Origin of the sequence: Bacillus sp. Cr_A10 (assembly GCF_029222665.1) — a bacterium.
Lineage (GTDB): Bacteria > Bacillota > Bacilli > Bacillales_A > Planococcaceae > Psychrobacillus.
Genome location: NZ_JARHXR010000006.1, coordinates 114,818 through 139,215, shown reverse-complemented (window position 1 = coordinate 139,215; position 24,398 = coordinate 114,818). Strand labels below are relative to the sequence as shown.

27 protein-coding genes and 1 tRNA gene are annotated in these 24,398 nt (G+C 34.6%); 12 read left to right on the top strand and 16 right to left on the bottom strand.

The window, feature by feature from the left end:
- Positions 1 to 181: 181 nt before the first annotated feature.
- The 3 genes from phaC to P2Q73_RS03815 form a co-directional block, all read right to left on the bottom strand.
- Positions 182 to 1,255 carry a class III poly(R)-hydroxyalkanoic acid synthase subunit PhaC gene (gene phaC, locus P2Q73_RS03825; RefSeq protein ID WP_481747134.1) on the bottom strand — a complete coding sequence of 358 codons (1,074 nt, stop codon included), beginning with the start codon at positions 1,253 to 1,255 and terminating at the stop codon, positions 182 to 184.
- A gap of 82 nt (positions 1,256 to 1,337) precedes the next feature.
- On the bottom strand, positions 1,338 to 2,114 hold the full coding sequence (gene fabG, locus P2Q73_RS03820; RefSeq protein WP_056830681.1) for a 3-oxoacyl-[acyl-carrier-protein] reductase: 777 nt from the start codon (positions 2,112 to 2,114) through the stop codon (positions 1,338 to 1,340).
- Between the two features lie 44 nt (positions 2,115 to 2,158).
- A complete protein-coding gene (locus P2Q73_RS03815; RefSeq protein ID WP_053591822.1) occupies positions 2,159 to 2,533 on the bottom strand; it encodes a DUF4349 domain-containing protein in 375 nt (124 codons plus the stop codon).
- A 254-nt stretch (positions 2,534 to 2,787) separates the two neighbouring features.
- Here P2Q73_RS03815 and phaQ point away from each other — a divergent pair, with 254 nt between their 5' ends.
- A complete protein-coding gene (phaQ, locus tag P2Q73_RS03810) occupies positions 2,788 to 3,195 on the top strand; it encodes a poly-beta-hydroxybutyrate-responsive repressor (RefSeq protein ID WP_275784243.1) in 408 nt (135 codons plus the stop codon).
- 71 nt (positions 3,196 to 3,266) lie between these two features.
- On the top strand, positions 3,267 to 3,770 hold the full coding sequence (locus P2Q73_RS03805) for a hypothetical protein (RefSeq protein WP_056830544.1): 504 nt from the start codon (positions 3,267 to 3,269) through the stop codon (positions 3,768 to 3,770).
- Positions 3,771 to 3,820: 50 nt separating this feature from the next.
- On the opposite strand, the gene P2Q73_RS03800 is transcribed toward P2Q73_RS03805, so the two are convergent.
- Positions 3,821 to 4,543 carry an EcsC family protein gene (locus P2Q73_RS03800; RefSeq protein ID WP_275784073.1) on the bottom strand — a complete coding sequence of 241 codons (723 nt, stop codon included), beginning with the start codon at positions 4,541 to 4,543 and terminating at the stop codon, positions 3,821 to 3,823.
- A gap of 464 nt (positions 4,544 to 5,007) precedes the next feature.
- Between P2Q73_RS03800 and P2Q73_RS03795 the strand changes: the two genes are divergently transcribed.
- The 3 genes from P2Q73_RS03795 to P2Q73_RS03785 all read left to right on the top strand — a co-directional run bounded on the left by P2Q73_RS03795 (position 5,008) and on the right by P2Q73_RS03785 (position 6,977).
- Positions 5,008 to 5,080: transfer RNA gene (locus tag P2Q73_RS03795), tRNA-Val, on the top strand.
- A 356-nt stretch (positions 5,081 to 5,436) separates the two neighbouring features.
- The gene (locus tag P2Q73_RS03790; protein WP_275784071.1) at positions 5,437 to 6,258 is read left to right on the top strand and encodes a hypothetical protein; all 822 of its coding nucleotides are present in this window, start codon (positions 5,437 to 5,439) and stop codon (positions 6,256 to 6,258) included.
- A 17-nt stretch (positions 6,259 to 6,275) separates the two neighbouring features.
- Positions 6,276 to 6,977 (top strand): hypothetical protein, encoded by a 702-nt coding sequence (locus P2Q73_RS03785; protein WP_275784069.1) that lies wholly within the window; start codon positions 6,276 to 6,278, stop codon positions 6,975 to 6,977.
- 885 nt (positions 6,978 to 7,862) lie between these two features.
- Here P2Q73_RS03785 and P2Q73_RS03780 read toward each other — a convergent pair.
- The 3 genes from P2Q73_RS03780 to P2Q73_RS03770 all read right to left on the bottom strand — a co-directional run bounded on the left by P2Q73_RS03780 (position 7,863) and on the right by P2Q73_RS03770 (position 11,911).
- A complete protein-coding gene (locus P2Q73_RS03780) occupies positions 7,863 to 9,884 on the bottom strand; it encodes a right-handed parallel beta-helix repeat-containing protein (RefSeq protein ID WP_275784067.1) in 2,022 nt (673 codons plus the stop codon).
- A gap of 690 nt (positions 9,885 to 10,574) precedes the next feature.
- Entirely contained in the window at positions 10,575 to 11,018 is a 444-nt protein-coding gene (locus tag P2Q73_RS03775; protein ID WP_275784065.1) for a cell wall hydrolase, read from the bottom strand.
- Between the two features lie 185 nt (positions 11,019 to 11,203).
- On the bottom strand, positions 11,204 to 11,911 hold the full coding sequence (locus P2Q73_RS03770) for a DNA alkylation repair protein (protein WP_056830527.1): 708 nt from the start codon (positions 11,909 to 11,911) through the stop codon (positions 11,204 to 11,206).
- A 789-nt stretch (positions 11,912 to 12,700) separates the two neighbouring features.
- Between P2Q73_RS03770 and P2Q73_RS03765 the strand changes: the two genes are divergently transcribed.
- Entirely contained in the window at positions 12,701 to 12,841 is a 141-nt protein-coding gene (locus P2Q73_RS03765) for a hypothetical protein (protein WP_172794352.1), read from the top strand.
- 522 nt (positions 12,842 to 13,363) lie between these two features.
- Here the strand turns inward: P2Q73_RS03765 and P2Q73_RS03760 are convergent.
- The gene (locus P2Q73_RS03760) at positions 13,364 to 13,966 is read right to left on the bottom strand and encodes a TetR/AcrR family transcriptional regulator (protein WP_056830525.1); all 603 of its coding nucleotides are present in this window, start codon (positions 13,964 to 13,966) and stop codon (positions 13,364 to 13,366) included.
- 186 nt (positions 13,967 to 14,152) lie between these two features.
- On the opposite strand from P2Q73_RS03760, the gene P2Q73_RS03755 reads away from it, so the two are divergent.
- Both P2Q73_RS03755 and P2Q73_RS03750 read left to right on the top strand, forming a co-directional pair.
- A complete protein-coding gene (locus tag P2Q73_RS03755; RefSeq protein ID WP_275784061.1) occupies positions 14,153 to 14,917 on the top strand; it encodes an SDR family NAD(P)-dependent oxidoreductase in 765 nt (254 codons plus the stop codon).
- 114 nt (positions 14,918 to 15,031) lie between these two features.
- Positions 15,032 to 15,802 carry an SDR family NAD(P)-dependent oxidoreductase gene (locus P2Q73_RS03750; protein WP_275784060.1) on the top strand — a complete coding sequence of 257 codons (771 nt, stop codon included), beginning with the start codon at positions 15,032 to 15,034 and terminating at the stop codon, positions 15,800 to 15,802.
- Positions 15,803 to 16,001: 199 nt separating this feature from the next.
- Here P2Q73_RS03750 and P2Q73_RS03745 read toward each other — a convergent pair whose 3' ends face one another.
- From P2Q73_RS03745 to P2Q73_RS03725, 5 genes are all read right to left on the bottom strand, one after another.
- The gene (locus P2Q73_RS03745) at positions 16,002 to 16,817 is read right to left on the bottom strand and encodes an undecaprenyl-diphosphate phosphatase (RefSeq protein WP_275784058.1); all 816 of its coding nucleotides are present in this window, start codon (positions 16,815 to 16,817) and stop codon (positions 16,002 to 16,004) included.
- A gap of 178 nt (positions 16,818 to 16,995) precedes the next feature.
- On the bottom strand, positions 16,996 to 17,409 hold the full coding sequence (locus P2Q73_RS03740) for a hypothetical protein (RefSeq protein ID WP_275784056.1): 414 nt from the start codon (positions 17,407 to 17,409) through the stop codon (positions 16,996 to 16,998).
- 306 nt (positions 17,410 to 17,715) lie between these two features.
- The gene (locus tag P2Q73_RS03735) at positions 17,716 to 18,057 is read right to left on the bottom strand and encodes a hypothetical protein (RefSeq protein WP_275784054.1); all 342 of its coding nucleotides are present in this window, start codon (positions 18,055 to 18,057) and stop codon (positions 17,716 to 17,718) included.
- A gap of 121 nt (positions 18,058 to 18,178) precedes the next feature.
- Complete coding sequence (locus P2Q73_RS03730) at positions 18,179 to 18,460, bottom strand: hypothetical protein (protein WP_056830515.1); 282 nt, start codon at positions 18,458 to 18,460, stop codon at positions 18,179 to 18,181.
- A 62-nt stretch (positions 18,461 to 18,522) separates the two neighbouring features.
- Positions 18,523 to 18,954: a GNAT family N-acetyltransferase gene (locus P2Q73_RS03725; protein WP_056830513.1), complete on the bottom strand. Its 432-nt coding sequence runs from the start codon at positions 18,952 to 18,954 to the stop codon at positions 18,523 to 18,525.
- Positions 18,955 to 19,220: 266 nt separating this feature from the next.
- Between P2Q73_RS03725 and P2Q73_RS03720 the strand changes: the two genes are divergently transcribed.
- Together P2Q73_RS03720 and P2Q73_RS03715 are read left to right on the top strand one after the other, a co-directional pair.
- Positions 19,221 to 19,517 carry a DUF3915 family protein gene (locus tag P2Q73_RS03720; RefSeq protein WP_056830511.1) on the top strand — a complete coding sequence of 99 codons (297 nt, stop codon included), beginning with the start codon at positions 19,221 to 19,223 and terminating at the stop codon, positions 19,515 to 19,517.
- A 145-nt stretch (positions 19,518 to 19,662) separates the two neighbouring features.
- Positions 19,663 to 19,884: a TM2 domain-containing protein gene (locus P2Q73_RS03715; protein ID WP_053591798.1), complete on the top strand. Its 222-nt coding sequence runs from the start codon at positions 19,663 to 19,665 to the stop codon at positions 19,882 to 19,884.
- A 356-nt stretch (positions 19,885 to 20,240) separates the two neighbouring features.
- Here the strand turns inward: P2Q73_RS03715 and P2Q73_RS03710 are convergent, their stop codons facing one another.
- A complete protein-coding gene (locus tag P2Q73_RS03710; protein WP_275784048.1) occupies positions 20,241 to 21,491 on the bottom strand; it encodes an MFS transporter in 1,251 nt (416 codons plus the stop codon).
- A 415-nt stretch (positions 21,492 to 21,906) separates the two neighbouring features.
- Complete coding sequence (locus P2Q73_RS03705) at positions 21,907 to 22,086, bottom strand: H-type small acid-soluble spore protein (protein WP_275784046.1); 180 nt, start codon at positions 22,084 to 22,086, stop codon at positions 21,907 to 21,909.
- Between the two features lie 115 nt (positions 22,087 to 22,201).
- On the opposite strand from P2Q73_RS03705, the gene P2Q73_RS03700 reads away from it, so the two are divergent.
- Positions 22,202 to 22,486, top strand: a complete 285-nt coding sequence (locus tag P2Q73_RS03700) for a hypothetical protein (RefSeq protein ID WP_275784043.1) — start codon at positions 22,202 to 22,204, stop codon at positions 22,484 to 22,486.
- 362 nt (positions 22,487 to 22,848) lie between these two features.
- Here the strand turns inward: P2Q73_RS03700 and P2Q73_RS03695 are convergent, their stop codons facing one another.
- Positions 22,849 to 23,151, bottom strand: a complete 303-nt coding sequence (locus tag P2Q73_RS03695) for a DUF1292 domain-containing protein (RefSeq protein WP_345798826.1) — start codon at positions 23,149 to 23,151, stop codon at positions 22,849 to 22,851.
- A gap of 370 nt (positions 23,152 to 23,521) precedes the next feature.
- On the opposite strand from P2Q73_RS03695, the gene P2Q73_RS03690 reads away from it, so the two are divergent.
- Entirely contained in the window at positions 23,522 to 24,397 is an 876-nt protein-coding gene (locus P2Q73_RS03690; protein WP_275784041.1) for a DUF1672 family protein, read from the top strand.
- Position 24,398 lies beyond the last annotated feature (1 nt).

Here is a 24,398-nt window from a genome sequence, read left to right as displayed (position 1 = left end):
AAACGAGATAGCTGAGCGCTCGATTATTCCTTTACTGCGCATCTTCTAAAAAGCAATTCAATTGTGTACTCTCTTATCCTTTACAAAAACAAAATGAATTACACTCGCCATTGTTCCTATTCAAAAAAGTGCCAGTTGCCATGTCAAAAATGAATTTGATGATTTGGCACTGACACTTTAATTAGTTTGAGTTTTCGGCTAACCAGTTACCAATCATAGGATGAATTTCATTAATCGCTTTACTTCCCGTGACTACAGAAACATGGCCAGTATTCACTAAGTGATATGTCTTATTTTTACTTGAGACTTTATCATTGAGCGGTTCGACTTGCCTTGGATTAACAATGACATCCTTCTTCCCAGCAATATTTAAAAGGTTTGCTGTAATATTTCCTAATTCTACATTCTGCCCTCTTATATAAAGATCGTCGTTTATTAACTTATTTTGTTGATATAATTCACCAATCCATTGTCTATAAGCTTCACCAGCAAAAGGGATTCCATCCGCAAGCCACTTTTGCATTAGCTTCCAATTTGTAACGAACTTTTCATTTTCCCCACGATCGACAAGACTAATATATGGTCCGTAATAATTGCCAATCGGGTTCAATAATTTGTTTCCAAAATCAATCATATCAGGAGGAATTAAACCAAGTGTGTCTACTAACTTATCCACATTAAAATAACGTTCATCCAACCAATTTGTATATAATCCTGCATCAGAAAAATCAATAGGACTCGTCAATAATACTATGTTTCGAATAGGTAATTCTGGGTGTAGTGCCGCAAATATTGTAGTCATCGTTCCGCCCATACAATAACCTAACAAACTGATTTCACTAGCATTAGACGTTTTGAGAACTTTTTTAACGGCTTTCGGAATATAATCTAAAATATAATGATCTAGCTTCATATGCCTATCCTCATAACCAGGTGCTCCCCAGTCAAGTAAATAAACGTCGTGGCCTTGATTAGTTAGATATTCAATTAAGCTGTTACCAGGAGACAAATCTAAAATATATGGCTTATTGATCAATGCATAGATCATCAGAATTGGTACACGGTTCGTTTTCTTACTTTGCGGTTGATAGCGATACAATTTAGCTTTGTTCTTAGTCCAGATGACCTCTTTGGGAGTTTGACCAACTTGTGGATCTGGTTCTTTTGTAATAACATCCACTACTCTTTTATATCTTCGATAACTATTTTTCACATCGTCTGGTAATGAATTTAACCAGCTATCTAATTGATTTATGTTGGAATACACGATGGTTTACCCCCTATTATTTTTAGGGGAACTCCTTTTGGAGATCCCCCGTTATATATGAAATTACAGGTTACATATATAAGCCGCCATTTACGTTAATCGATTGACCTGTAATATAATTTGCGTGAATAAGGAATAATACAGCCTCGGCAATTTCATCCGTTTGTCCTAAACGCTTCATAGGTATTTTGGAAACGATATTCTCTCTAACACTTTCAGGCATTTCTTCCACCATTTCAGTCTCTATGAAACCTGGGCACACAGAATTGACAGTTATTCCGTTTTTAGCTGTTTCTAAAGCAAGGGATTTTGTTAAACCTATAATGCCAGCTTTAGAAGCTGCATAGTTTGTTTGTCCGAATCCTCCCGCCTGTCCGATAATTGAGCTTATATTAATAATTCGACCATAATTCTGTTCCAACATGTGGTTGATCACTTCGGAAGTTGTATAAAATACACTGTTTAAGTTAACATCAATTACCTCGCTCCATTCCTCATTGGACAGTTTCCGGAACGTTCGGTCTCTTGTAATTCCAGCATTATTAATAAGAATATCGATTTTACCATAACGATTAATCACTTCTTCTATAAGATTCTTTACGTCGTTCGGCTTTGATACGTCAGACTGGATCGCACAGGAAACTCCGCCTTGCTCTTCAATTTCCTTCACAACCGCCTCTGCACGGTCCATTCTTAATTGATAATTAATGACAACATATGCACCATTTTTTGCTAGTTCTTTTGCGATTGCAGCCCCGATCCCACGAGAGCCACCTGTTACTACCGCCACCTTACCTGCTAGCGGTTTATTAATCGGGTTTAATATAGTTAATTCAGCCTGACTCATTGTCATAGACTATCATTCCAATCCTCTTTATATTTTTTATTCCATTATTTTTCAGTAACTTCAAGAGCAATAAGAAGCTTATCGATTTTTTTATCTAAGCTAGAAACCGCTATTTTTAATTGATTAATCTCCTCATCCATTTCATCAAGTGCGTCCAGTTTGCTTTCTACGTTAATGACAAGTGATGCAACATCTGCAATTTCACTACGGGTTGGCAAATTGACACTTTTTAAAAAGGTTTCCGTTTTCTCATTCATCAGCTTTTGAGCTTGAAGGTATTGGTTTAATGTCTCTCCCATCCCTTCGGAGAAAGATTCTTTTTTTAACATTTCTTGAATTGCACCTGACCAGTTCGCTTCCGTTTGTTCATAAAAGTTTTTCCACATGATGAATGGATCAAATGGCAATGTTTTTGTCAAAAATCTCATCTCCCTACAATTAATTTAGTCATAAAAGAAGTTCTCTGAACGACTTTATTACTCTATGAACATATGCCCAAACAAATGCATGAAAAAAATAATCTTTTTTTCTTATTTTTAAAGTCATATTTTTTATTGCCTATGTGTAAATTACATGTATGGGATACGCCTTATTGCCCTAGCTTTGGAACATTTTTTTACTCCTATGTGTACATTACATGTATGAACATTCTTTCGATTGGTGGTGAAAACAGCTGGAAACAAACAAGGAGTCCAATAATAATGAAAAAAACACTAATTTAGGTACTCCGAAAAACTTCCTTGTACCAATCATGCTTTTACATCTTCGAGATTTTAATTCCCACGGTTATGAGCTAATGCAAAAGATTACGCAATTCGGTTTCAACGCAGTGGATCAGGGAAATCTTTATCGGATTTTACGACAACTAGAAAAGGATGGGAAGGTAACATCTGAGTGGGATACAGAATCAGAGGGTCCAGCAAAACGGATTTATACGATTACAGATGCAGGTGAACAATACTTAGAGGTTTGGGCAAGTTCACTTGCAAACTACCAAAATATGATCAATCAATTTTTTAATTTGTACCAACCTTTTTTTCCCTTTCAGCAGAACACGAAAAAAACAGATACAGAAAAGTAAATAATGGTACCAATGCGCTTTGGTGCATCTCATATAACGTAATTCGGTTAAATTAAAAGGAGGAAAATGGAATGAGTAATGTAGAATCGAAGAATCAAAAATCGAACGGATTAGATTTAATACTGGATGGATGGTTGAACAGCTTTAAAGTATTTCAATCTTTTCAAACGGAAATTGCAGAAAAATCATTACAGCATCTTCATATTCAAAGAGACATCCTAAATTCTACTCGAGAGACATTCAGTAAAATAGAAGAAGATAAAAATAAATTTGAAGAAGAGTGGAAAGCTGTATTACAAAATACGATCAAGTCAATCAATAATGAACAAATTGAACGATTATTATCTGCATGGGTCAACCAAATCGAAGAAATAAACAGTTCCATAAAAGAAATTTCTGGATTGCCTAATCAAGCTATTTTAGACTTATTTGCACAATCTCATGTTCAATTGGAGACCAATGTGAAGGCGGCACTTGAGCAACAACAAAAAAACAGTGTAGAAGTCTTCCAAAAAGTTGAGTTGCTTACTGAGCATATAAAACAAGCACATCATGTATTACTACCAACAGTTTAAAAAACATAAAGACTACCTCCGATTTTCATTAGGAAGGTAGTCTTCTTGTGTTACTTGCTTTCATTCGATTGTAATATGCGTAACCTATAGGAATTCATTGCAGTCTCTCCCAGTTGGTCAAGTAAATTATAATTGGCAAATGCCCCAACCACTGCTCCAATACCAGGAACTAATTGAAACATCTTCACTAAATCTATATAGTCCCGATACTCCTGTTGGAAATCACGCCAAACCATATCGGCAATCACATGCTTTTGTTGTTCCCAGTTTTCAATGATAAATAAAGTCTCTTTTCGCTTTTCCTCACTTGAAAAAGCCAACAGGAAAATATGCAGGATAAAGAGGCGTTCTTCATAATCCTTTGTGTCATATCCGTAAATAGAAGCAGCCTCAAACAAAAACTTCATTTTAATGGATAAAAGCAATGGAAAGTCAGCGAGACCAAGAAGTATACCTCCTGCTCCAGTACCAGCCCCTTCCACAACTGCTGTTTTTCGATAAGTGGAAAGCTTCTCTCTAAGTAGTTCATCTTTTTCAAAAAGACCAATGTCCAATGTTGATCTTTTTTTCGTTGTAATATTTGATCCTACGAGTGTTGCTTTCACCATATTTTTGATGCTATCAGTCATTACTTGATGAAACTTTTCTGGAATAAGACCGTTTATCTTTGTCTGAGCAGCCTTCGATACACGACTGATACGACTAGATCGTTTGGTCATTTTGCGCTTCCAAAAATCAAGTTCCCTTTCTACTTCCGTTATATAATCGACCATATGCCCTTCCCTTTCTAAACAATTCCTCATTACATTCTAGTATAAAGTATTAAAGGTTCATTCCAATGGACGTAAGCTGTGTTTGCATATAAGACTAGAGTCGTAGGTTTTTTCCATTGAAAGTTCAATCTCTTTCGCAGTATCTGTGTCTTCCTCTAATGTATTCTCTATATCTTCCGACTTATTCACTGTAGTAAGATCACTTTCTAGTTTTTCTAGATCTATAAGTTGGCTCTTTTGTAACCGTCGTTACCACCAACTAATAATATAAATGGTATGAAGATTACTAATAATTTTTTCAAGGTTTCCTCCTAGAATATTGGATACTATCTATTAGACATCCAACTATCTTAAAAAGTGTTGTTTTTAGAAAAAATTATAGTTTTCGTGTCTTTTGGATCAATTCCAAATAAAAATTGTATCCTTCCGATTTAACTTATATAATAATGAAGAAATAGGAAAACGATCTTGTAGCTCAGTTGGGAGAGCGCCACCTTGACAGGGTGGAGGTCGCTGGTTCGAACCCAGTCGGGATCATTGGGTGCCAAACTCCCAAGAACCCTTAAAAAACAAGAGGTTCTTCCATAAAAGCATCATCTCTTTAGAGGTGGTGCTTTTTACTATGGATGAAAGGTGGATTGCAATATGGGTTGAAATTTAAAATAAAAATCATAAATAATAATTGGTTAATAATATTAAAAGGCATGTTCATTATCACATTATGCCCATATTCCTTTATAATTTGTTTACTATTTAACACCCGCACTGTGATTGGTGATTTTTTCCTTTAATAAATTTCACCATTTTTCTACAAATATTTAGTAAATAATAGTTTTTAATACTTATTTTCGAGTATAATATATATATACAATGTTTTTCGGAGGAGGCACAGAATGTATCCAAAATTTATCGAGAAAATCCTCTATATTATTTCGATGATTTTTCTTGGGGGCTCAATATACGCATATATTTTTGTAAACGACGATTTTACATGGATATCATTATTTGGTACTGATGGCCTTACATTTTTTGGATTAGTAATTGCTCTTGTTACAATGCTTGCAATAAAAATCCCTTTAATAAAGAGAGGGATTGGTTGGATTTTGCTAAGGCTCAATTATTCACAAATTGATTATAGGTCAGAAGCGATTATCATCTTGCCTGCAGAAACAAACATCGATGACATTAAAAGAGCTTTGACCACTTCTCTATCTAATAGCAATTTATTTAAACATAACACTAAGGATATCAATCAAAATACAGATTTCACTCATAGTATCTACCATAGAGGTATGGCTGCTAATATTATCATTAAGAAGACAGTGCCATCTCAAATCTTAGAACAAACTGACGAAAGTACACCTTCAAATAATTTTTGGAAAATTGAAGTTAACGGTGGGAACGTTTTTCACAGAATGGAAAAGAATATTAAGTTCTTTGTGAACAATTTCCTTGAACAACTGTCTATCGAGAATGCAATTCTTGATAAAATCAATCTAACTATATCAAACGAGAATACTGAATATAACTTAAGTGACAAAGGAATCCTTATCAATCCCCGGAAATATAAAATAAGATATTCAAGCGTTGAGATAACTTCAAGCCCTAATACAACCATAAGTATTAATAGTACTTCAGGTTTATCAATAACCTCAAGAAACAAGGGCGAATTTTCTAACGCTATGGATGCTCTAAGAAATATACTAATTAGTTAAGGTTGGAGGAAGAAATTTTGGGTAAAGTCATAACCATTAGTGAAATTACAGAATTTCCAGATACATTTGAGTCTACCGCAGTTGGCCAGGAATCTGTTTTAATTGAAGGAGGAGAAGCAGTAGCAGAAACAAGGATTTATCCTGCAGAAGTAAATGATGTTGAATCCTTTCAAAAATATGTAATAAAGCATAGCCAGAAGTATGCAATTGAGGGAAAGGTTTGGAATAGAGAATTTCGCGAGATCTTAAGGACATTTAATATCTCCGTTTATAAAAAAGCAGGATTTGACTTTGCAGTTACTATTGGTAACTCAAAAGGAAATTTTGCTCGCGCCGCATTTAAAAGGCTAAACATTCAAACTAGTGTAAAGTGTAGCCCAGTTGAAATTGACTTAATCCTTGCTGTGGAGCAAATCATTCAAAGTAATTCCGGTATCCTAATTAATTCCGGGTGGTTCAGCAAGCTAAATCTACCTAATTTAAATAACGCTTTGCTTCAAGGTGATGACGTTAACCGCGGTGCTGATTGGCAACGTTTCAAACAAACCCAAGGGGCCTCACTATCTAACGTGGAGCTCATTGTATATGATAATGATTTTCCTAATGGCTACATTATCATTTCACTTAGTAAACGAGGTTTTTTATACTGTAAAAAAAACTTAACAAATAGTAAGTATCTTGAGTTAACAGAAAGAATTTTAAGAATTGTCTACCCCTAAGATTACTTCTGCCTTCTCAGCTCAGGACTCTCACCCTCTAGATTACATACATGCCGGGCGTACACCAAAAGTAATGGAGCGAAATCTCCATTACTTTTTTTGGTTAATACTTTTTATTTATTGCCTTTTTTCTCAATATTTATACATCTCAGTATCACATACGAGCACGCTGTTCAATCTTAATAACTTTATCAAGCTTTTCATTAAGACATGCTAATCTAATAGGAGAACCTACTTCAAGGTTAAAACAACTTTATTATTAAGCAACCTTCACAGACTATTCATGAATTACGTCATACCCATGTTTCCCTTATATTTGAAGCCGGATCAAGTAAAAAGGAGGTCTAAGAATACTTGTTATATAAGGGTTTTGGGGTACTCAATTTTCCATGGAACGGATAAACGATCGTGCGAATCATGGTAATGCTAGGGAGAAATTGCGGTGAGAAAAAAGTACGCCATAGGAGGGAATCAATTTAGGACCCTAAACTTAAGTGACGATTATTCATTTATGTTCTGTTTCAATAATGTGTAAAAATCAAAGCCCTTCCACTATTGTGTGGTTGGGCATTTTAATTTTAACTTTTTCTAACTTAATTCTCAGTGAAAATTATTGTTTAATCAATCATTTTGCACACTATTATTATATGAAAATGAGAATTATTTCTTCTGCTAACCTAATAATTTGAAATTATTGAGTTCAATAATTAGTCTCGAAAGTCTCACTCCTGAAAAAGTTTTATCAGTAAGTTAAATATATAAGACCACATTAAACCCCAAATGCAACTTCGTGATAATCTCAACAGTAAATAGAATAGGCAGCTTTTCGCTTGTTAAAGACCAATTGTTTCAAAGGTTTTTAAACAAGCTAAAGCTGCCAATTGTTTAAATAATAATTTCTATTTCCAAACCACCGTGAGTCATATTCGCAAAGGGAACATGATCGAATTCCTTTGTTGGCTTTATACCTATAATGACACTTGCATGCGCTACTTGATGACTGTATAAATAATCTATTGTATGACCATCTGCTATAAGTCCATTTTCTCCTGTTTGAGTGATTTTTACCATTGGATGAATACCAGGAGAGACATTTTGAAGCTTGACCTCTAACCCTTTTGGATTACTTTCAACTAAAGAAACATAGGATTGCCCACTCTTAAATTGAATGCTTCCATTTCCGTTATTTGCTACAAGGCTGAATACAATAGGTTGACCCTGAAGAGGCTGGAATGCTGCATTACCACCTACTAATGTGTTATGTGCTACTGCCCCAGTTGTTTCTGCATGGAGTGGTACTCCTTCGCTCCCCATTTTAATCGTATTTCCAACAGCTCCAACATCCATACAATTCCATAATCTCAACCCGTATAGAGTTAAAGGGTTAGGGGTTTTTATCGTGTTGCCTTGAACCGATCCATCCTGTAAATTACGGACTAATATTCCTCCTGCTATTCTTGGATGGTCTACCTCTATTACATTATTGGACACATTTCCACTAAAGTTCGGTTGAGTAGGAATGGAATATCCAGCATAAATCACATATGGCACAAAAATCGTGTTAGCAATGTCCAGCTCATCTGGAACGCCGTGAATAATATTCCCGTCGACAATCAATCGATCAAATGAACCGATAAAAATAACACCGTCTGTACCAAAGCAATTTTTAACATGATTATTAGTCACTATTGCATTCGTCTCTTGATTGACCTTGGTTTGCCTTTGAACTCCTCCAATGTATATTGCTCCCAACGGATTTTTAGCATATCCACAATTAAGGATTTTATTGTTAGCTACAATACAATCTTTTGTATATTGCTCTACATTTGTCCATTTATAAAAGACCCCTCCAACCATGGAGTCAGATATAAAATTATCTGTTGCTATTAAACCACCCCCTGCGTGGCCATCTATAGCTTTACGTTTGTTACCTCTAAGCGTGCACCCGGTAATTAAAAGGTCATTGGCTTTTGGAAATAAAGTCCCCAGTGAATTGATCCCGTAGCCAGGGTCTACATAAGTATGATATTTGGAGGCATTTGGATGCCCAGCTCGATCGCTTATGCTATTAATTACCCGTGGTCTTTCTACTGCCGAAAATACATAATTGCTAGAGTAATTATCATGAGCATTACATTCTATAAAAGTAATGTCCGCATTATCTTCGTATTGTAAATCGGTTGGTAAATAGTCCCCTAAATGCCCTACTGCAAATCCTGAGTAATTAAATCCGCTGCTCTCACAAGCTCTGAAGATAATATTTTTACAGGCGCGATGCACTAAAACTCCGCTTCCTACATTTCCTATAAATCCTCCCCCAAATATCCCAAATGGCTTACCATCATTTCTAGCACGCCCACTCGTATCGAAACTATTGTTTTTTCGGTAATTCCAAAATCCAGATGTTGGATAACCCCCTGCAGTGGTACCTTTTTCCCCATAACCAGTTACGGGATCTATTTCTGGGAACTCACCATACCCCTCAAATTTGATACCTTCAATAATACAATCCTCACAAAGCTGAAGCTCTAATATTCCCTGAGCATGAGTTCGAGTGAACAAAACAGCTCCATAACCTATCAAATGAACTCGCTTCTTCCCTCTCAGGAGCAAACAAGGCTGGTCATTGTTCGGAAAATCATCTAGCTTTGTATTCTTCTCTAGCCAGTAACGTCCTGGTGGCAAAATTAATGTATCACCATCATTTGCATGATTAAAAGCTGCCTGTATAAAATCCTGTATTCTAGTCTGTCCAGTTGTGTCCGCCTTTATAGTCTTAGCCGTTCCACCTTCTATTTCATCTAACATTTCAAAATTACGTGTTATCCCCTGCAGGAAATCCTTTGAAAGTTTGTCCTCGATATTGGTTGGAATATAATATTTTTTCTTGGGCGTATAATTTGTCATTTTTTATATCTCCCCTTCAAAATTTATCTAAAATCAGCAGACTTTTTCGATAAACCTTTTAACTCATTAAAAATGCTAGAAAACGAATACCCTCCTCTACATCCATATTAATAATAACTAATTCGATTAGAAGAGCGGTATTTCCTTTACAATTTTTAGAATATTTTGTATACAGTTAAAAAGTCCATCTTATGCCATGTGTATATTCCTATCCAGTTTTCAAAAAACAGGATTTATGACCCTCTAAATTTTTAACTACATGCTACGTTAGCTAAATCTATAAGGAAAATCGGGTCAAGAGGAAAAGGAGCATCACTACTCTCTGGTTAAAATACAATAGCTGAAAGTGAAAAGGCTCAATAAGTGGATTTGGGCAAATTTATGGGGAAAATTATGTATGGCATTTGCTTTTGCATACTATTATTGCATTACATTGGTATACTTCACACCTTGAAGTCCTGTATTTTTATAGATTTATCTACTATATGATCTATATTCGATATATAAAAAAGGGAACACCTGCTAACATCAGGAGTTCCCTTTTTATTTCGTGAGATACTTCAAAATAACACTTTGAAATTTTTTAAATCGACAACTATTACATTACCTACTGGATCTACATCGAACTAAAGTACAACTAAATAGGAAAAATCGCAATAACACTCCAGAATTAATAATAGCTCCTAGAACCTAACCACCAATATAAACACTTTCACATGTTCCAGGTGCTGGTTCATAATAACAATGATTTTTATATTGACCTGAAAGGGGTTGATCGTACCATGTTGGAGGACATGGAGCATATGGATTAAAATACCAAAGTGCATATTTCCCTGGGTGATCTCTCCAATAATCCAAAGCCTGTTTTGCTAATCTTTTTTCAGCAGATCTCGCTCTTTGATAAAATAAATTACCTTTTTGAACAGCTTCAAAAGAATAATTTCCTCCTTGAATTTGAAAGATGACATCTTCAATTGTTCTTACATCTTTAAAGTCTGAACAATCTGCTTTAGCACGATTAACAATTACATTTCCAACATATAACATTCCTTGTTTTCCTTCACCTTCGGCTTCTGCTCTCATCATCCTTGCCATTAAGTCCACGTCTGAACTTTTGTAATTTACTCTTGGCATTTTTTCACCTCAAATATATAGTATGAAAAAATACCTTTATTGATGTCATTCTTAATAAAAATATAATGCTTAGTTTTTAATGCTTGCAGTTTTTAGGTAGGATGAAAAAAATATCGCATTCTTTTTATACCTTTAACAATCAACCCTCAGATGTTAAAAGATTGTTCTCGAAATAAGGCTATTGTTTAACATCTTACATATTTTCGTTTGAAACCAATCCTACCTTTATCAACTTCCTTTTGAATATTTTCGGAAGCTAGTAGGAAACTGCTTTTTTTCTTGTCCCGCTTTACTTCTACTGGACCTACTGCTTTTGCAGTCTCTACCGCCTTTTCATGGAGCGGCAAATATGAAATCCCCACTGTGTATATGAAATTATTCATAGCGGATTTAGTTCGTTCTGGAGAATCATGAATCGTTTTTTCCACAATTTCAAGCATATTGGCAATCTTGCTTTCCGAAAATTCAACGTCCATTCGATTACCCAAAAGCCAACAGTAGCAACTCCATCCCGCAGACATTTTCAATTCTTCCCCACTTGTAATCCATTTATCAGCAACGTCTTGTGCAATATCTGCTTCTGCTAATGTTACTGCAACTACATAATCGGATAGCATATAAAAATACGCTCCATCGATCCAACGCTCAAAATCCGTCTCAGTCATTGCCTTTGGGTCTGCGATTATACCTGCAAAGTACATTGCGTCGTAGTTCCCTGTAGAGTATAGCTGTTCAGCTAAAGGTTGATTTACTTTTATTTTCTTAGCGATTGGCTTCATAGCACCTGTAGCAACACCAAAAAGAGGCTCGATTGCACCATTTGATTGGTAGATTTTTTTGGTCCGCTCTTTGCCGAGGGCCTCAAGTTCCTGCATAACCATTTGTAAATTCATCGTTTAACCTTCCTTTTTTATTGTAGTTTTTTCTGCCTAAATATTTTACCCATCAATTCCATCACAATTATCCTATAACAAACCTTTACAGCAAAGCCGGCATGTACAGCATGTATGAAAGAACACAAGGGGTTAGTGGTTTATACATTTAATTTTAAACTCTTAATTTTAAATTGGAAGCAATTTCAATAACTTGACGTCATCCATCTTTAATAACTCGCTTGTCTCTAGCAGAAATTCCATCATGACCTTCATTTTTTTCCATTACTTGTTCTTTTATAGTTTTTTGTCAAATGGGACATAAAAACCCACTAAACTGCCCATTAGTTGAGCAAGCACCTTCTTTTTTAATGTAAATAATGTTCGAAATGTAGACTTATATGGGGTGTTAACATTAACAACATATCTATTTGTTGAATATTATATAAGACAACCCTAGGTTACTTTCCCATTGACAATCTTTGGTTGAATAACCCCTTAATAGTATCATTTCTTGTAGTTTGTCTATACTGGTAAAACCAGTACCAAGATCAGTTGGGAAAGTCTGATCTTGGTTTTTTTTTTTAGGTGCTTATTACACTATTAATATTTTGAATAAACTATAGAAGGGGAAACTGAGAAGAATTTAACCTCTACTCCCAGTTCCCCCCTGTTACTTTAAATCTATTTTTTATCTTAATTGAATAATTGTTACTGCAAATCTCTATATCTTTATTCAAGTATTATATGCCTTTATTATTTTACAGTGTCATTAAAGATCTTAGAACTATATGAAGGAGTTCGGTACCCATGGAATTGATAGTTCATGAAATTTATCGGTTGGTAGATGATTATTACAAATGTGATAATTTCCAAATAAAAGAACAAATAATTAGTGACATTATTTTCTTATCAGAAGCTTACCTTCTCTATGTTGAAAAGGAAGAATGATTACATTGACGATATTCCTTTTTCAACTAATCTGCCCCAAAGTTGTACACGAAAAAATTCACAGTCTCAACTAAACCTCTTCTTATGTATGTTCGGTAATGGAGATGAAAATTTCCACAACCCGATATACTCTCCTGGTGATGTTTATTAACCCATTGCAAGTGCCCCAAAAAACATTAACCATAAACTTATACAGACTAATAACATCATTACTAATATGTTGGATGTTTGAAAAAAAGCTATTATTATAAACGAATAAAGAAGGGCTATTATAAAACTACTCTTAATAAATCCCCTTTTACTTATTTCCGCTTGAACTATTATGAAAAGTATCGTGATTATAATAGGAACTAATAACAAAAAACCACCTCTTTTGTTTAGATAGGGTCATATAGCATTAATAACAACACCTTTATTAGAATGATTCGCTGTCATTTTATCATTTTCTTTTTGGACTAACCTGCTGCGTTAGTTTAAGCCTTTCTTAATTCATAAATTGAATGTAGCCCGATGATATTCCATTTATTTTTTATCTTTTATATAGATTTTCGGTGTATAAAATCTCAATATATGTATGAGTTGATCTCCCATATACGAAGATGATTGGATAAAATCATTGTCAATCCATTCTAATATTAATCCAATAATGCCATGTATCCGATACGTGCTAAAAAGGTTTATGTCAATATTAGGATCTATCTCTGTAAACGAAAATTCAAACTCTTCTCTGAATAACTGATCTAATCTTTTTCTCATTTTTTCATGAAAATTATAATTTGTAGTTGGACTAAACATCAGCTTATAAAATTTTTTATTTTCTAAGAAATGATCAAATAAGACAATTGAATTAGAAGGGATTTCATTGAAATCTACAACTGATAAATTGAGATATGGTTTCCTATAAGCTTCGGTCATTTTTTCAAACATCTCTTCAATTATCTCATCCAATAAATCTTCTTTTTTTTCATAGTGGGCATAAAAAGTTCCTCGATTGTAATCCGCAGCTTTTACGATTTCTGTAATCGTAATGTTATGAAAGCATTTTTCTTCCATCAATGTTAATAAGACTGCTTTAAAAATCTCTTTTGTTCTTTTTACACGTTTATCAGGATAATTAATTGGCATAAAAATGCTCCTTCTTATACTTTTAACTTACAAAATCCATTCATTTGTTCATTAACGTACACTTCTCTCATTATTGCATATTGAAGCCCTTCCATGAATGCTTTATGCTTGAGATGTTTTAAAATATCTCAATATCAAGATATATTCCCTTATATTATGAACCATTTTTAGGAGGAGAAGATCAATATGACAAGATTAGCAGGAAAAGTAGCAATCGTAACAGGTGCAGGTTCTGGTATGGGACGTGCGACTGCAAAATTATACGCAAAAGAAGGCGCTAAAGTTGTTTTAGCTGAGTTTAACGAAGATTCAATGAATGAGACGCTACAAGAAATTAAAGCAGCTGGGGGTATAGCTGTTGTAATTAAAACAGATGTATCGAAAGAAGAAGATGTAGATGCAATGATTCAAAAAGCATTAGATGAGTACGGTAAATTAGATATTTTAGCAAATATTGCTGGAATTTTTGATAACATGGCATCAGTTGAAAACACTTCAAACGAATTATTTGAACGTGTAATGGGTGTTAACTTAAACGGTCAATTTTATGCATGCCGTTCTGCAATCAAAGTATTTAAAGAACAAGAATCTGGCGGAACAATCGTAAATGTTGCATCAATTGCTGGTTACCTAGGTGCTCGTGGTGGTGCAGTTTACACTATGTCTAAACACGCTGTAATCGGTCTTACAAAAAATATAGCAGCATTTTATGGTCGAGAAAACGGTAAGATTCGTGCGAATGTAATTGCACCAGGTTCAATTGCAACTGGTATGACAGCTAATATAACAAAATTAGATCCACTTGGTGCAGAAACATTTGCAGATCTTGGACCATTTAATGGAGGGGAAGCTGAAGATATCGCAGCAACCGCATTATTCCTAGGTTCAGACGAATCTAAATTCATCAATGGTGAAGTCGTTACAGTTGATGGCGCTTGGACAGCACGCTAAGAATACCAATAGGTAAAACTATTTATTATAGAAGGAAAATATACAAAGTATTTTCAAAAACACGCAAACTAAAAATAGATGAAAAACTACAATCTGAGAGGATGAGTGATTGAAATGACGTTTCCAGTACTAGAGGGTAAAGTAGCAATTGTAACAGGTGCAGCAATGGGTATGGGACTTGCTACAGCAAAACTTTTTGCAGAAGCAAAAGCTAAAGTAGTAGTTGCCGACTTTAACGAAGAAAAAGGACAAGCAGCAGTTTCTGAAATTGAAGCTAATGGAGGAACTGCATATTTTGTAAAAGTTGATATATCTAAAGCCGATCAAGTTAAAAGTATGATTGATGCTGCCGTAGAAAAATATGGTCGTCTTGATGTAGCTGTTAATAACGCAGCTTTAACACCAGATGATAAACCAGTTGCAGAGTTTGATGAAGAATATTGGGACAAGTTAATCTCTGTTGATCTTAAAGGAACAGCACTATGTTTAAAATATGAACTTCAACAAATGATTAAACAAGGTCAGGGTGGATCTATTGTTAACATCTCATCTGTTAGTGGATTCCGACCTCAGCCAAACAATATTGCTTATGTTGCCGCTAAACATGGTGTAGTAGGAATGACAAAGGTTGCCGCATTAGAAAATGGCGACAAAAATATTCGAGTTAATTCTGTAGCTCCCGGTGCGATCGATACACCAATGCTGCGTGGTGCTTTAGAACAGTTTGGCTATACTGAAGAACAATACGCACCTCAACTTAGTCTTTTAAACCGATTTGGACAAGCTGAAGAAATTGCTCAAGCTAGTCTTTGGTTAGCATCAGATCAGTCATCTTATGTGACTGGAACAACTATTCATGCTGATGCTGGTTACACTAGTCGTTAATCAAAACTAAATGGTTCACCATGAAAGAGGCTAACTCAAAGGTAAATGGAATGACTACCTTTTTGAGTTAGCCTTTCGCTTTCTTACTATTTTTATTGAGTATTATGTTGCTCGATTCTCATTTTACCGAGTGATTCCTTATGTCCTAAAAGGCATGCAGAAACGAATTGGTTAGCTCTATAACATGTATCAAAGCCCTTTAAAAGAAAACTAAAAGTAATGTTCCAACGATAAAACAATAATAGGTGAAATAAACCAACTTACCATTTTTCATTATTCCCATAAACCACTTCATCGCAAAATAGGTCATTAATAAGGTTGCAATAAATGCAGCTAAATAGGGGATTGCTAAGTCTATTTTATTCGGCTCATTCAAAAAATCAGAAAAACCTAGAATAACTCCTCCGATGCTTACAGGAATATACAACATAAATGAAAATCGAAGTGCTGTATCTTGTTTCATTCCAATAGCAATTGCTGAAATTACCGTCGCACCCGAACGGCTAATTCCTGGAGTCAATGCGACAGCCTGACCTAAACCAACAATGAACGCATCCTTCATCGTAATATCCCGCTCGTCTTTTACACCTTTTATATTGCGAATTAACCACAAGGCAAACCCTGTAATAAAGAGCATCACCGCGATCGTTGTCATACTTACATTTTCTGCAATATAGTCATTTAAAAAAATCCCAAGAACACCCGCTGGTATAGTACCAATGACGATAAAGCAAACAAACCGAAAGTCACTCTTATAGCTTCGATTTTTCGTTATTAAATAACGAATTGAATTGGTTGCAAGCCTGACGATATCTTGTCTATAAATATAAAGTATTGAAAAAAGTGACGCCGTATTTGTTAATATAGCAAAAGTAAATCCTTGCTCACCTAACCCCAAAATCTCACTGACAATCATCACGTGGCCGCTAGAGGACACTGGTATTGGTTCTGTAAAGCCTTGAACTAAGCCAATTATTATCATTTTGGTTATTAATACAATGTCTAGTTCTCCCATTTTTACCTCCCTTTAAACACTCATTCCAGAACAACGTCTGTTAATTTTAAATATATTAAACTGAATTCAGATAAACCATCGATTAATCTAACAATTTGATGTACTAATGTTACATTTTCGTCACCGTGTCTTTAATTAAAAGTAAAAACCAATAACAAAACAGCTCTTTGCCTTCCTACTAATACTCCAAAGCTAGACGTTCATCAATTCGCTCCATCACACTTTTAGATAGTCTTTGATAAAATTGGTACCAATCCATTCTTTTATCTCCTACCTCTTCGATTAAGTCATTCACTGTAAAGACTAGCTTCCGTAAATCTGTATGTAATGCTGTTAGCCCCTCCTCATTTAGAGAATTTACCGTATACAATTGATGGTTGGTTTCCCTTAATAGACTAGCTAATTCTTGATGCTGAATAGTAAAGGAAATATCCGATAAAAAGCAAGGCTGATATAGAAAAAGATTAGATTCTCCAAATGCCTGTAGCTCTTTAGATGACATCCTCGATAAAGCCTCTAAATAGCCACTTGCCTGAAGCATTTCTCTTTGATATTGCTCACCTAGCTCCTTTTTCAATTCAATATTCTTCATAAAAAAAGCACTACTTATAACAAGTATCGATACAACTAAAATCAAAAGCGGTTATAAGCCTGGCTTCCTCACAATAGCCCCTCCCTAGATAAAATACATTCCTGCCACTTTAGTTCAACAAAAAAGAGCAGTAATCCTTCTTGGACCAATGCTCTCATAAACTGATGAATATTTACTAACCTTTACCGAACTCAAAGTAAGTGATCGATCATAATAAACAGCTTTTCCTTAAACCTCTTTTCAATTAACTATGTTAATCAATATTGTTACTACTTCTAACCCTAAGGATATTACTCCACAATTTAATTAATCATTAACTTTATTTTTATATTTATTTGCTAAATTCATTGCGAAGAATTGAGGAATCAAGTTCAAAAAACTAACCAACATTAATAATTGATAGGTTGTTAACGGCTTAAAATAACCATTCCATCTTTCGTTTCCCGTCATCTCATGGATGAAATAAAATGAAGTTATTACAGATAATATATTACCAATAATAAATGGGATTGAATTACTAAAGAATTTCCCGAAAAATGCAAGAAGTGAAGTCACAACAATCATTATCAAATACCCAAGCATTGAACGGTTGGCAAAATCTTGATACATAGAAAAATAAACAAATGGAAAACAGTATAAAATGGCCATTAAGATGTTATTCCTATTTTTCTAATATTTTCACCTCTTTTGTGGATGTCTAAATAGACATTTAATTTCTTCGTGAACTACCCCATTAGTTAAAGAGAATAATGATAAAAAAAACGTTTAGTTATGTAATATTTTTCAGCCAGGTAATCACACGAAGAATTTGAAAAGGTTCATACAGAGAGACTAAAAATAAGACAACAAAAAAAGTAACAAGTGGAATGTATTTAGCACCACCTTTTTCCTTTTTAGCTATGGCGATAAAACCTATTATTGCCCCTATAATTAATAAAATGAATCCTATAAAAATAAAAGGTTCACTGTATCCGTCTATCATCCAACTCATTAAATAAGATAATATTCCGATAACAACAAAAACAAATGACCAAATACTAAATGTTTTCACAAATATTCACTTCCTTCTTTTAAATCATTCAAGATATCGAAAAATTAATCATGTCTATAACATTAAAATTTCTTTAAGTCTTTTTTTAAATAGTAATGTTTATAGTCTCTGCCTACATTGTCTAAGCTCCCGTAAACTTGATAACCATTCTTTTCGTAGAAATCCAATGCTTGAAAACTCAAAGTATCTACCTTTATAAAATCACATTCTTTTTCTAAAGCTATCTTCTCAAGTTCTAAAAGTAATTTAGTTCCAAAACCCGACTTTCGTATATCTTCATCTATCATAAAAGTTTGAATTTCTAACCAATTCCAACACGCTTCAGCAAGTATTCCGCCACGGACAATGCTGTTTTCGTCCTTTATAAATAAATTGATTTCTTCGTATCTGCCTGCTAAATCTTCTGGAAAATGTTTTAAATTAAACTTATAAAGCTCGTCATGAATGTATTGTTTATCCTTTTTATTAAATTCTTTCGTAATATGCAGACTCATTATTCATTTCTCCTTTTGGATACTTTTTTGGGCTTATACTGGAATTATATATAAAATAACCCTTTTTTTGAATACAATCTTTTCTTGTTTACCTAAACTACCCCTTTAGTTAAAGGAGAGATTTTCTTCTACATCATATTTTCTTTTTAAGACTCAGAAAGATAACTATTTTATTATTATAGGACAAATTGTTCAATCTCTTTTTATCGATCATCATAGTTTATAAATGAGGCTAGATTTTAAATGCCAGAAGGGAGGGATTGAATATGTGTTCTGAATGTAGAAGATTAAGAGAATCTGAAAATGAAAGAGATCGTGATCGTGATAGAGATCGCAACAGAGATCGTAACAGAAATCGCTGCGAAGGTTGTGTTTGTGACCAATTAAGACGATTAAGAATGCAGACTGAGGTTGATGTTTTCTTAAAAGGTGGTCGAAGATTAAATAATGTATTTTTCATTAACTTTGATCGGGATACTTGCTGTGCAATCTTTACTGATAATGGTTCAACAATTATCGTAGACTGCCAAGACATTCAAGCGATTCGAATAGAAAGAAACTAAGTTATAAGGGAAGGGATCTCATCTGTAAAGATAGAGGTCCCTTTAAACCTTGCTCGTACAATTAATTGTTAAATATTACTTATATTTATATATTTTAAACTATGTTACTGTAATATTCGATTACAGGTGAAAGGAGGAATATATTATGTCAGAAAACACGAATTCAGAAAAGAATTTTGTAGCAGCTTTACTACTTTGTTTCTTTTTAGGTTCATTAGGTGTTCATAGGTTTTATGCTGGTAAAGTAGGAACAGGAATTTTAATGTTGCTTACACTAGGTGGACTAGGAATTTGGACAATAATTGATTTTATTATAATTGCTATTGGGAAATTTACAGATAGTAAAGGGAAATTAATTAAAGCCTAATAATAAAATTTGCCATACATATCTCTACTTCCCGAATGATAGTTTTAAACCTAAATAGTCATTACATCTAAGTTGAAATTATACTAATATTTATTACTAAAGTGAATGATGTCCTAAGACGACGGCCTACATAGCAAAATACAATGGTCAATGATTACGCTCTAAGGTATACAAGAATTGAAGTTTAAACTTAATATGGGACGTAGAGATAAATTTTGGCGTTATCAGTCCCGTGGTGCGTGTCATTAATATTATTCTTATACATATCGGTATTTTTCTGAGTAGCTCCCTCTTTGGAAAAAACCTAGCAAAAACACCTTGAAACGGCGATTTAACCATCTCAAGGTGTTTATAAATTATGAAGTTAGATCAGAAGAATCTGGAACAACTACAGGCTCACCTGCTTTTAATAATACTTTGTCTCTTCCTAACAATAGGCTAAGTAATAACATTAGCACTCCCGTACCCAATAGAATCCATTCAACTCTCACAATATCTGCCATTGGTCCGAATATGAGCATCCCTATTGGCATCATTGAAGTAGCAATCATCCCAAAAACACCAAATATTCTACCCAAGTAATCACCCTCAACTCGTTCTTGAATTAGTACAGTTGTAGGTGTATTGAAAACTGGCATTGAGACCCCGAATATCGCCATGAAGAGTAAATATGCCCAAAATATTGGCATAATCCCAAGCGCAATCGTACAAATTCCCATTATAATACTGGCAAGTGTCATCGTATGCACCTTGTTTGCAAAACCTCCCCAAGAAGCAATAATACCTCCGCCTGCCATCATTCCAACCGAAAAGGCAATTTCGATTGCAGTTAATCGCCATACATCATCGCCAAAGCTTCGAGTCACTTGTAAAGGAGTTAAAAATGCGGCTGGCGCCATCAAAACAAAAAACAACGCGAAAAACAAAAAGAACTTTTTCAAAAAAGCATGGTTGTTAATATATGTTAAACCTGCTTTAAAATCACTAAGATAGCTTGTCGTTTGTGCCTCGGATGCCTTTGCATGTACCTTAATTTTTAAGAACACGAGTAAAGTTACAATCGCTATAGCTGCAGTTACCACATCTATAAAGAAAATGATTTCTAATGTAGCCATCGTAAGCAATGCCGCACTCACCATAGGAGACACGAACATTATAATAGCCTGTATACTTCCGTTAGTTCCGCTTACTTTCGTCAGCTTATCCTCTGGAACAATTTGCGGCAAAATAGCCCCTACTGCTGGACCTTGAATACCTGTTCCTACCGCTCTAATAGCTGACATGGCAAACAATAGCCAAATAGCCTCATATCCCATTAAGAAGACAATTGCCATTATGAGAGTTGCTATAGCAATCAGTCCATCTGATAAGATAATGAGTACCTTCCGATTGTATCGATCTGCCCACACTCCAGCAAAAGGCGATAAAATAAATGTAGGGATGAATCCACATAATATAAATAGTGTCATCATCATTCCTGATTGTGTAGTGAGTGTTATATGCCACATAATCGCATATTGAACCAGTGAGGAACCAAAAAGGGATATCGTCTGGCTACTTAAAAAGATAATAATATTCTTTTTCCAATTTTCATATTCCGTATTCATCTTATTCACGACCTTTTCTATATATTTCCTGCATTGAAAAGTAAATGGTTAAGGTCTTTTTTGCTCAAATCGAATGTTTACATACACTACTATTTTTAGACAACAAAAAAAGAGGGTAGATTCACCCTCTCTTTTTTTGTTAAACGTAAAATAAAGTTTTCCTAAAGAGACAGACTAATCCCATTTACTCCACACTTAGGCAGAGCCCTTGACCATATTCAATTAACGGTTCAAAGTTTGGTTTCTTAGTCTCATAGATGCTGTCAAAAGGAAAACCTCCATTTCTTAAAGTGAATTTCATTTTACCATAGCTTTTCTTATTATACAATAAATACTAATTGTACCGATTTCGTTTTACTTTATATACACGAAAAGAACTGCACCTTCTTTTTGGTGCAGTTCAATAATGATTTTCTTATTGTTCAACTAAGCTCGTAACTGAAACACTTTCCTTTTTATTTGGATCATTAATTAAATGAATGGTTGCCAAATCCTTATCTCGGTCCACATGTTCAATATAAACCCTTTCTCCATTAAATGTTACATTAGACATACTTTTCGAAAAAGCTATTTCTTGAGCTCGTTCAGCATTCATGGATGTCACCTCCTTAATTTCTATAAATCCTAGTGTTCCTCCATTGATGGGGTTAATACCGTTACTTTCGGATATATTATGTAAAGTAATGAGTAAAATTTAGGAGAGATAGTTAATGGAAATAAATGAAATACAGAAGTTTATATTTCACATGGAGAATGAACAAAGACAAATCATACTAAAAGGGGAAATCGAGGGCCAATCTGAGGTCCCTTCATTTGATGACATTAAGTTTAAAGGGGTCCTTGCGTTGCTTAATTCTATTGATAAACAGAATTTTAGCGAATCAGGTAACAATGCGGTATTCGACCAATACCTAATGGAAGTAGAAGAAACAATAAATGAGATGAAAAAATACAATCGGTTTCAAGATAACACAGGTTGTCGCGAAGGATTATAGCCATCATCCTCTCGATAATAATAGAAAAGTTGCAATAAAAAAAGAGGAATGTATCCTCTCTTCAGATTGTTGGCAAAAGAAATTTGGCTAACTGGTCTAGTTCATTATTCTGACTTTCTGTCATATTTTCATTTAAGTCAAGATTATTCTACCTAAGTTGGTTTGGAGAAGCGTCCGCTCGACTCCTGCGGGAAAAGCGAGACAGACGAGACCCCGCACGAAGCGAGAGCTGCGGGGGAGACTCGTCGCTCGCCCGCGGAAAGCGAGCGGTAAGCTTCGGAAAAGCAATCTATCCTATATAAAGATAAATCCGAGTTTGTCAACAGTCTGAAGAGAGGAGTATATCCTCTCTTCACAACTGTTTATTCATCTTCTTCATCAAAGTCTTCTGCTTCTTCTTGTGCTTCTAAAAATGCCGCGGATACTTTCTCAAATTCAGCGTCCGTCTCTATTTCCGCTAGCTCCTCACCATCAATAATTTGGAAAAAGAACACATCCACTTCTTCGACTGTTTCTTCTTGCGCATCATCCGCAAATGCAACTGCCGCATATTCCTTTTCTTCAATAGTTAACATACCAATCACTTCAATTTCTTGTTCACGGTCTTCTTCATCGAGAACTGTAAGAATTTCTCCAACTTCAATGCCACCCATTTTATCGTCCATTCAAATCCCTCCTAACAATAGTTAAAGCACATCAATTATTGTACCCTGTTAATAATCGATTAACCCAACAGAGGCTAATATTTTATAAATATCACTTTGAAAGAAAAAAGTATAAGTATATTTATCCCACTGACCTATATAACAAAAGTCCTCGCTAGCTATTTACAAGTCATATCCTTTCACCTGTTTTTTCAAAATTCAAATAAAATATAAGAAATATGTTTTCAGTTATCTAAAATTTTTTATACAATTAGTAAAAATAGGATATTTTGAGCGAAAGATTTGCACGTTAGGAGGTAATTATATGCGAAGCAACAACAAAGCCTTAGCACTCGGACTAGGCATAACCGTTTTAATAGGAGGATGTAACATGGATACTGAGAATACAAAAAACTCTGAAAAAGAAACAGTAGCCGCAACAGGAGGTCACGGAATTGCTTTAAAGACAGAAAACCTAGTGAGCGTTCAGGAGTTTACAGGTGAAGGATATGCATTAAGGAATGGTGAGGAAACGGATAAAATCGCAGAAGCAAATCGCGAGGAAATTGAAGTAGCAGTAAAAAAGTTCTTCAGTGAAAAATATAAAACAGAAGTAATTGTCCATAACTTATTAGGTGCGGTTGATGGTGTTTCAGTATTCGTAGAATCAGTGGGAGAACCACATTTTCATGCATTTGCTATTGTTCCGATAGATTTACAAAGTAAAACAGTAAAAACAGACAGCGTGTGGTCACAGGAAGGCCAAATAGAAAATGCCTTATCAGGCGGATTATTCGCAATGGCTTATGACGAGGAAATGGCCAACTTAAATAATTTTATGAACCAAATAACGAAAGAATATCCTGTTGTTGGTAAAACTAAAGAGGCGGTAGAAAAAACGGATTCTGGTTACTCGACCCCCTATTACTATATGAGTTTTTTTACTGACGTTTTCGACCATCTTAACTCTATGTACTTAGAAAACCAAAATGTAAGTAAAGAAGAGCTCAGAAATTTCCTTGATGAAAATAAATTTGAAACAGAAGCTGTAAAAATTACTATCAATCTATTCATGAAAGAAAAGGATGTCGAACCAGATAAAGTTACCTATTCACAGATAGTATCTGAAATCGAAAGTATGGATGGTTTGCCAAGGGGTGCTTATACTCTTTTATTACACGATAATTTAATTAATAGTAAGTACGGACATGGTTCAAAAGATAACAGTATAGAGGAAACTACGATTAATGAAATTATGAAGGAATAGG

Coding starts and splice junctions, on each gene's coding strand:
- fabG (WP_056830681.1), bottom strand. CDS start 2,114: ATGAGTCAGGCTGAATTAACTATATTAAACCCGATTAATAAACCGCTA.
- P2Q73_RS03805 (WP_056830544.1), top strand. CDS start 3,267: ATGAGTAATGTAGAATCGAAGAATCAAAAATCGAACGGATTAGATTTA.
- P2Q73_RS03800 (WP_275784073.1), bottom strand. CDS start 4,543: ATGGTCGATTATATAACGGAAGTAGAAAGGGAACTTGATTTTTGGAAG.
- P2Q73_RS03790 (WP_275784071.1), top strand. CDS start 5,437: ATGTATCCAAAATTTATCGAGAAAATCCTCTATATTATTTCGATGATT.
- P2Q73_RS03780 (WP_275784067.1), bottom strand. CDS start 9,884: ATGACAAATTATACGCCCAAGAAAAAATATTATATTCCAACCAATATC.
- P2Q73_RS03775 (WP_275784065.1), bottom strand. CDS start 11,018: ATGCCAAGAGTAAATTACAAAAGTTCAGACGTGGACTTAATGGCAAGG.
- P2Q73_RS03770 (WP_056830527.1), bottom strand. CDS start 11,911: ATGAATTTACAAATGGTTATGCAGGAACTTGAGGCCCTCGGCAAAGAG.
- P2Q73_RS03765 (WP_172794352.1), top strand. CDS start 12,701: ATGGAATTGATAGTTCATGAAATTTATCGGTTGGTAGATGATTATTAC.
- P2Q73_RS03760 (WP_056830525.1), bottom strand. CDS start 13,966: ATGCCAATTAATTATCCTGATAAACGTGTAAAAAGAACAAAAGAGATT.
- P2Q73_RS03755 (WP_275784061.1), top strand. CDS start 14,153: ATGACAAGATTAGCAGGAAAAGTAGCAATCGTAACAGGTGCAGGTTCT.
- P2Q73_RS03750 (WP_275784060.1), top strand. CDS start 15,032: ATGACGTTTCCAGTACTAGAGGGTAAAGTAGCAATTGTAACAGGTGCA.
- P2Q73_RS03745 (WP_275784058.1), bottom strand. CDS start 16,817: ATGGGAGAACTAGACATTGTATTAATAACCAAAATGATAATAATTGGC.
- P2Q73_RS03740 (WP_275784056.1), bottom strand. CDS start 17,409: ATGAAGAATATTGAATTGAAAAAGGAGCTAGGTGAGCAATATCAAAGA.
- P2Q73_RS03735 (WP_275784054.1), bottom strand. CDS start 18,057: ATGGCCATTTTATACTGTTTTCCATTTGTTTATTTTTCTATGTATCAA.
- P2Q73_RS03725 (WP_056830513.1), bottom strand. CDS start 18,954: ATGAGTCTGCATATTACGAAAGAATTTAATAAAAAGGATAAACAATAC.
- P2Q73_RS03720 (WP_056830511.1), top strand. CDS start 19,221: ATGTGTTCTGAATGTAGAAGATTAAGAGAATCTGAAAATGAAAGAGAT.
- P2Q73_RS03715 (WP_053591798.1), top strand. CDS start 19,663: ATGTCAGAAAACACGAATTCAGAAAAGAATTTTGTAGCAGCTTTACTA.
- P2Q73_RS03710 (WP_275784048.1), bottom strand. CDS start 21,491: ATGAATACGGAATATGAAAATTGGAAAAAGAATATTATTATCTTTTTA.
- P2Q73_RS03705 (WP_275784046.1), bottom strand. CDS start 22,086: ATGAATGCTGAACGAGCTCAAGAAATAGCTTTTTCGAAAAGTATGTCT.
- P2Q73_RS03700 (WP_275784043.1), top strand. CDS start 22,202: ATGGAAATAAATGAAATACAGAAGTTTATATTTCACATGGAGAATGAA.
- P2Q73_RS03695 (WP_345798826.1), bottom strand. CDS start 23,151: ATGGACGATAAAATGGGTGGCATTGAAGTTGGAGAAATTCTTACAGTT.
- P2Q73_RS03690 (WP_275784041.1), top strand. CDS start 23,522: ATGGATACTGAGAATACAAAAAACTCTGAAAAAGAAACAGTAGCCGCA.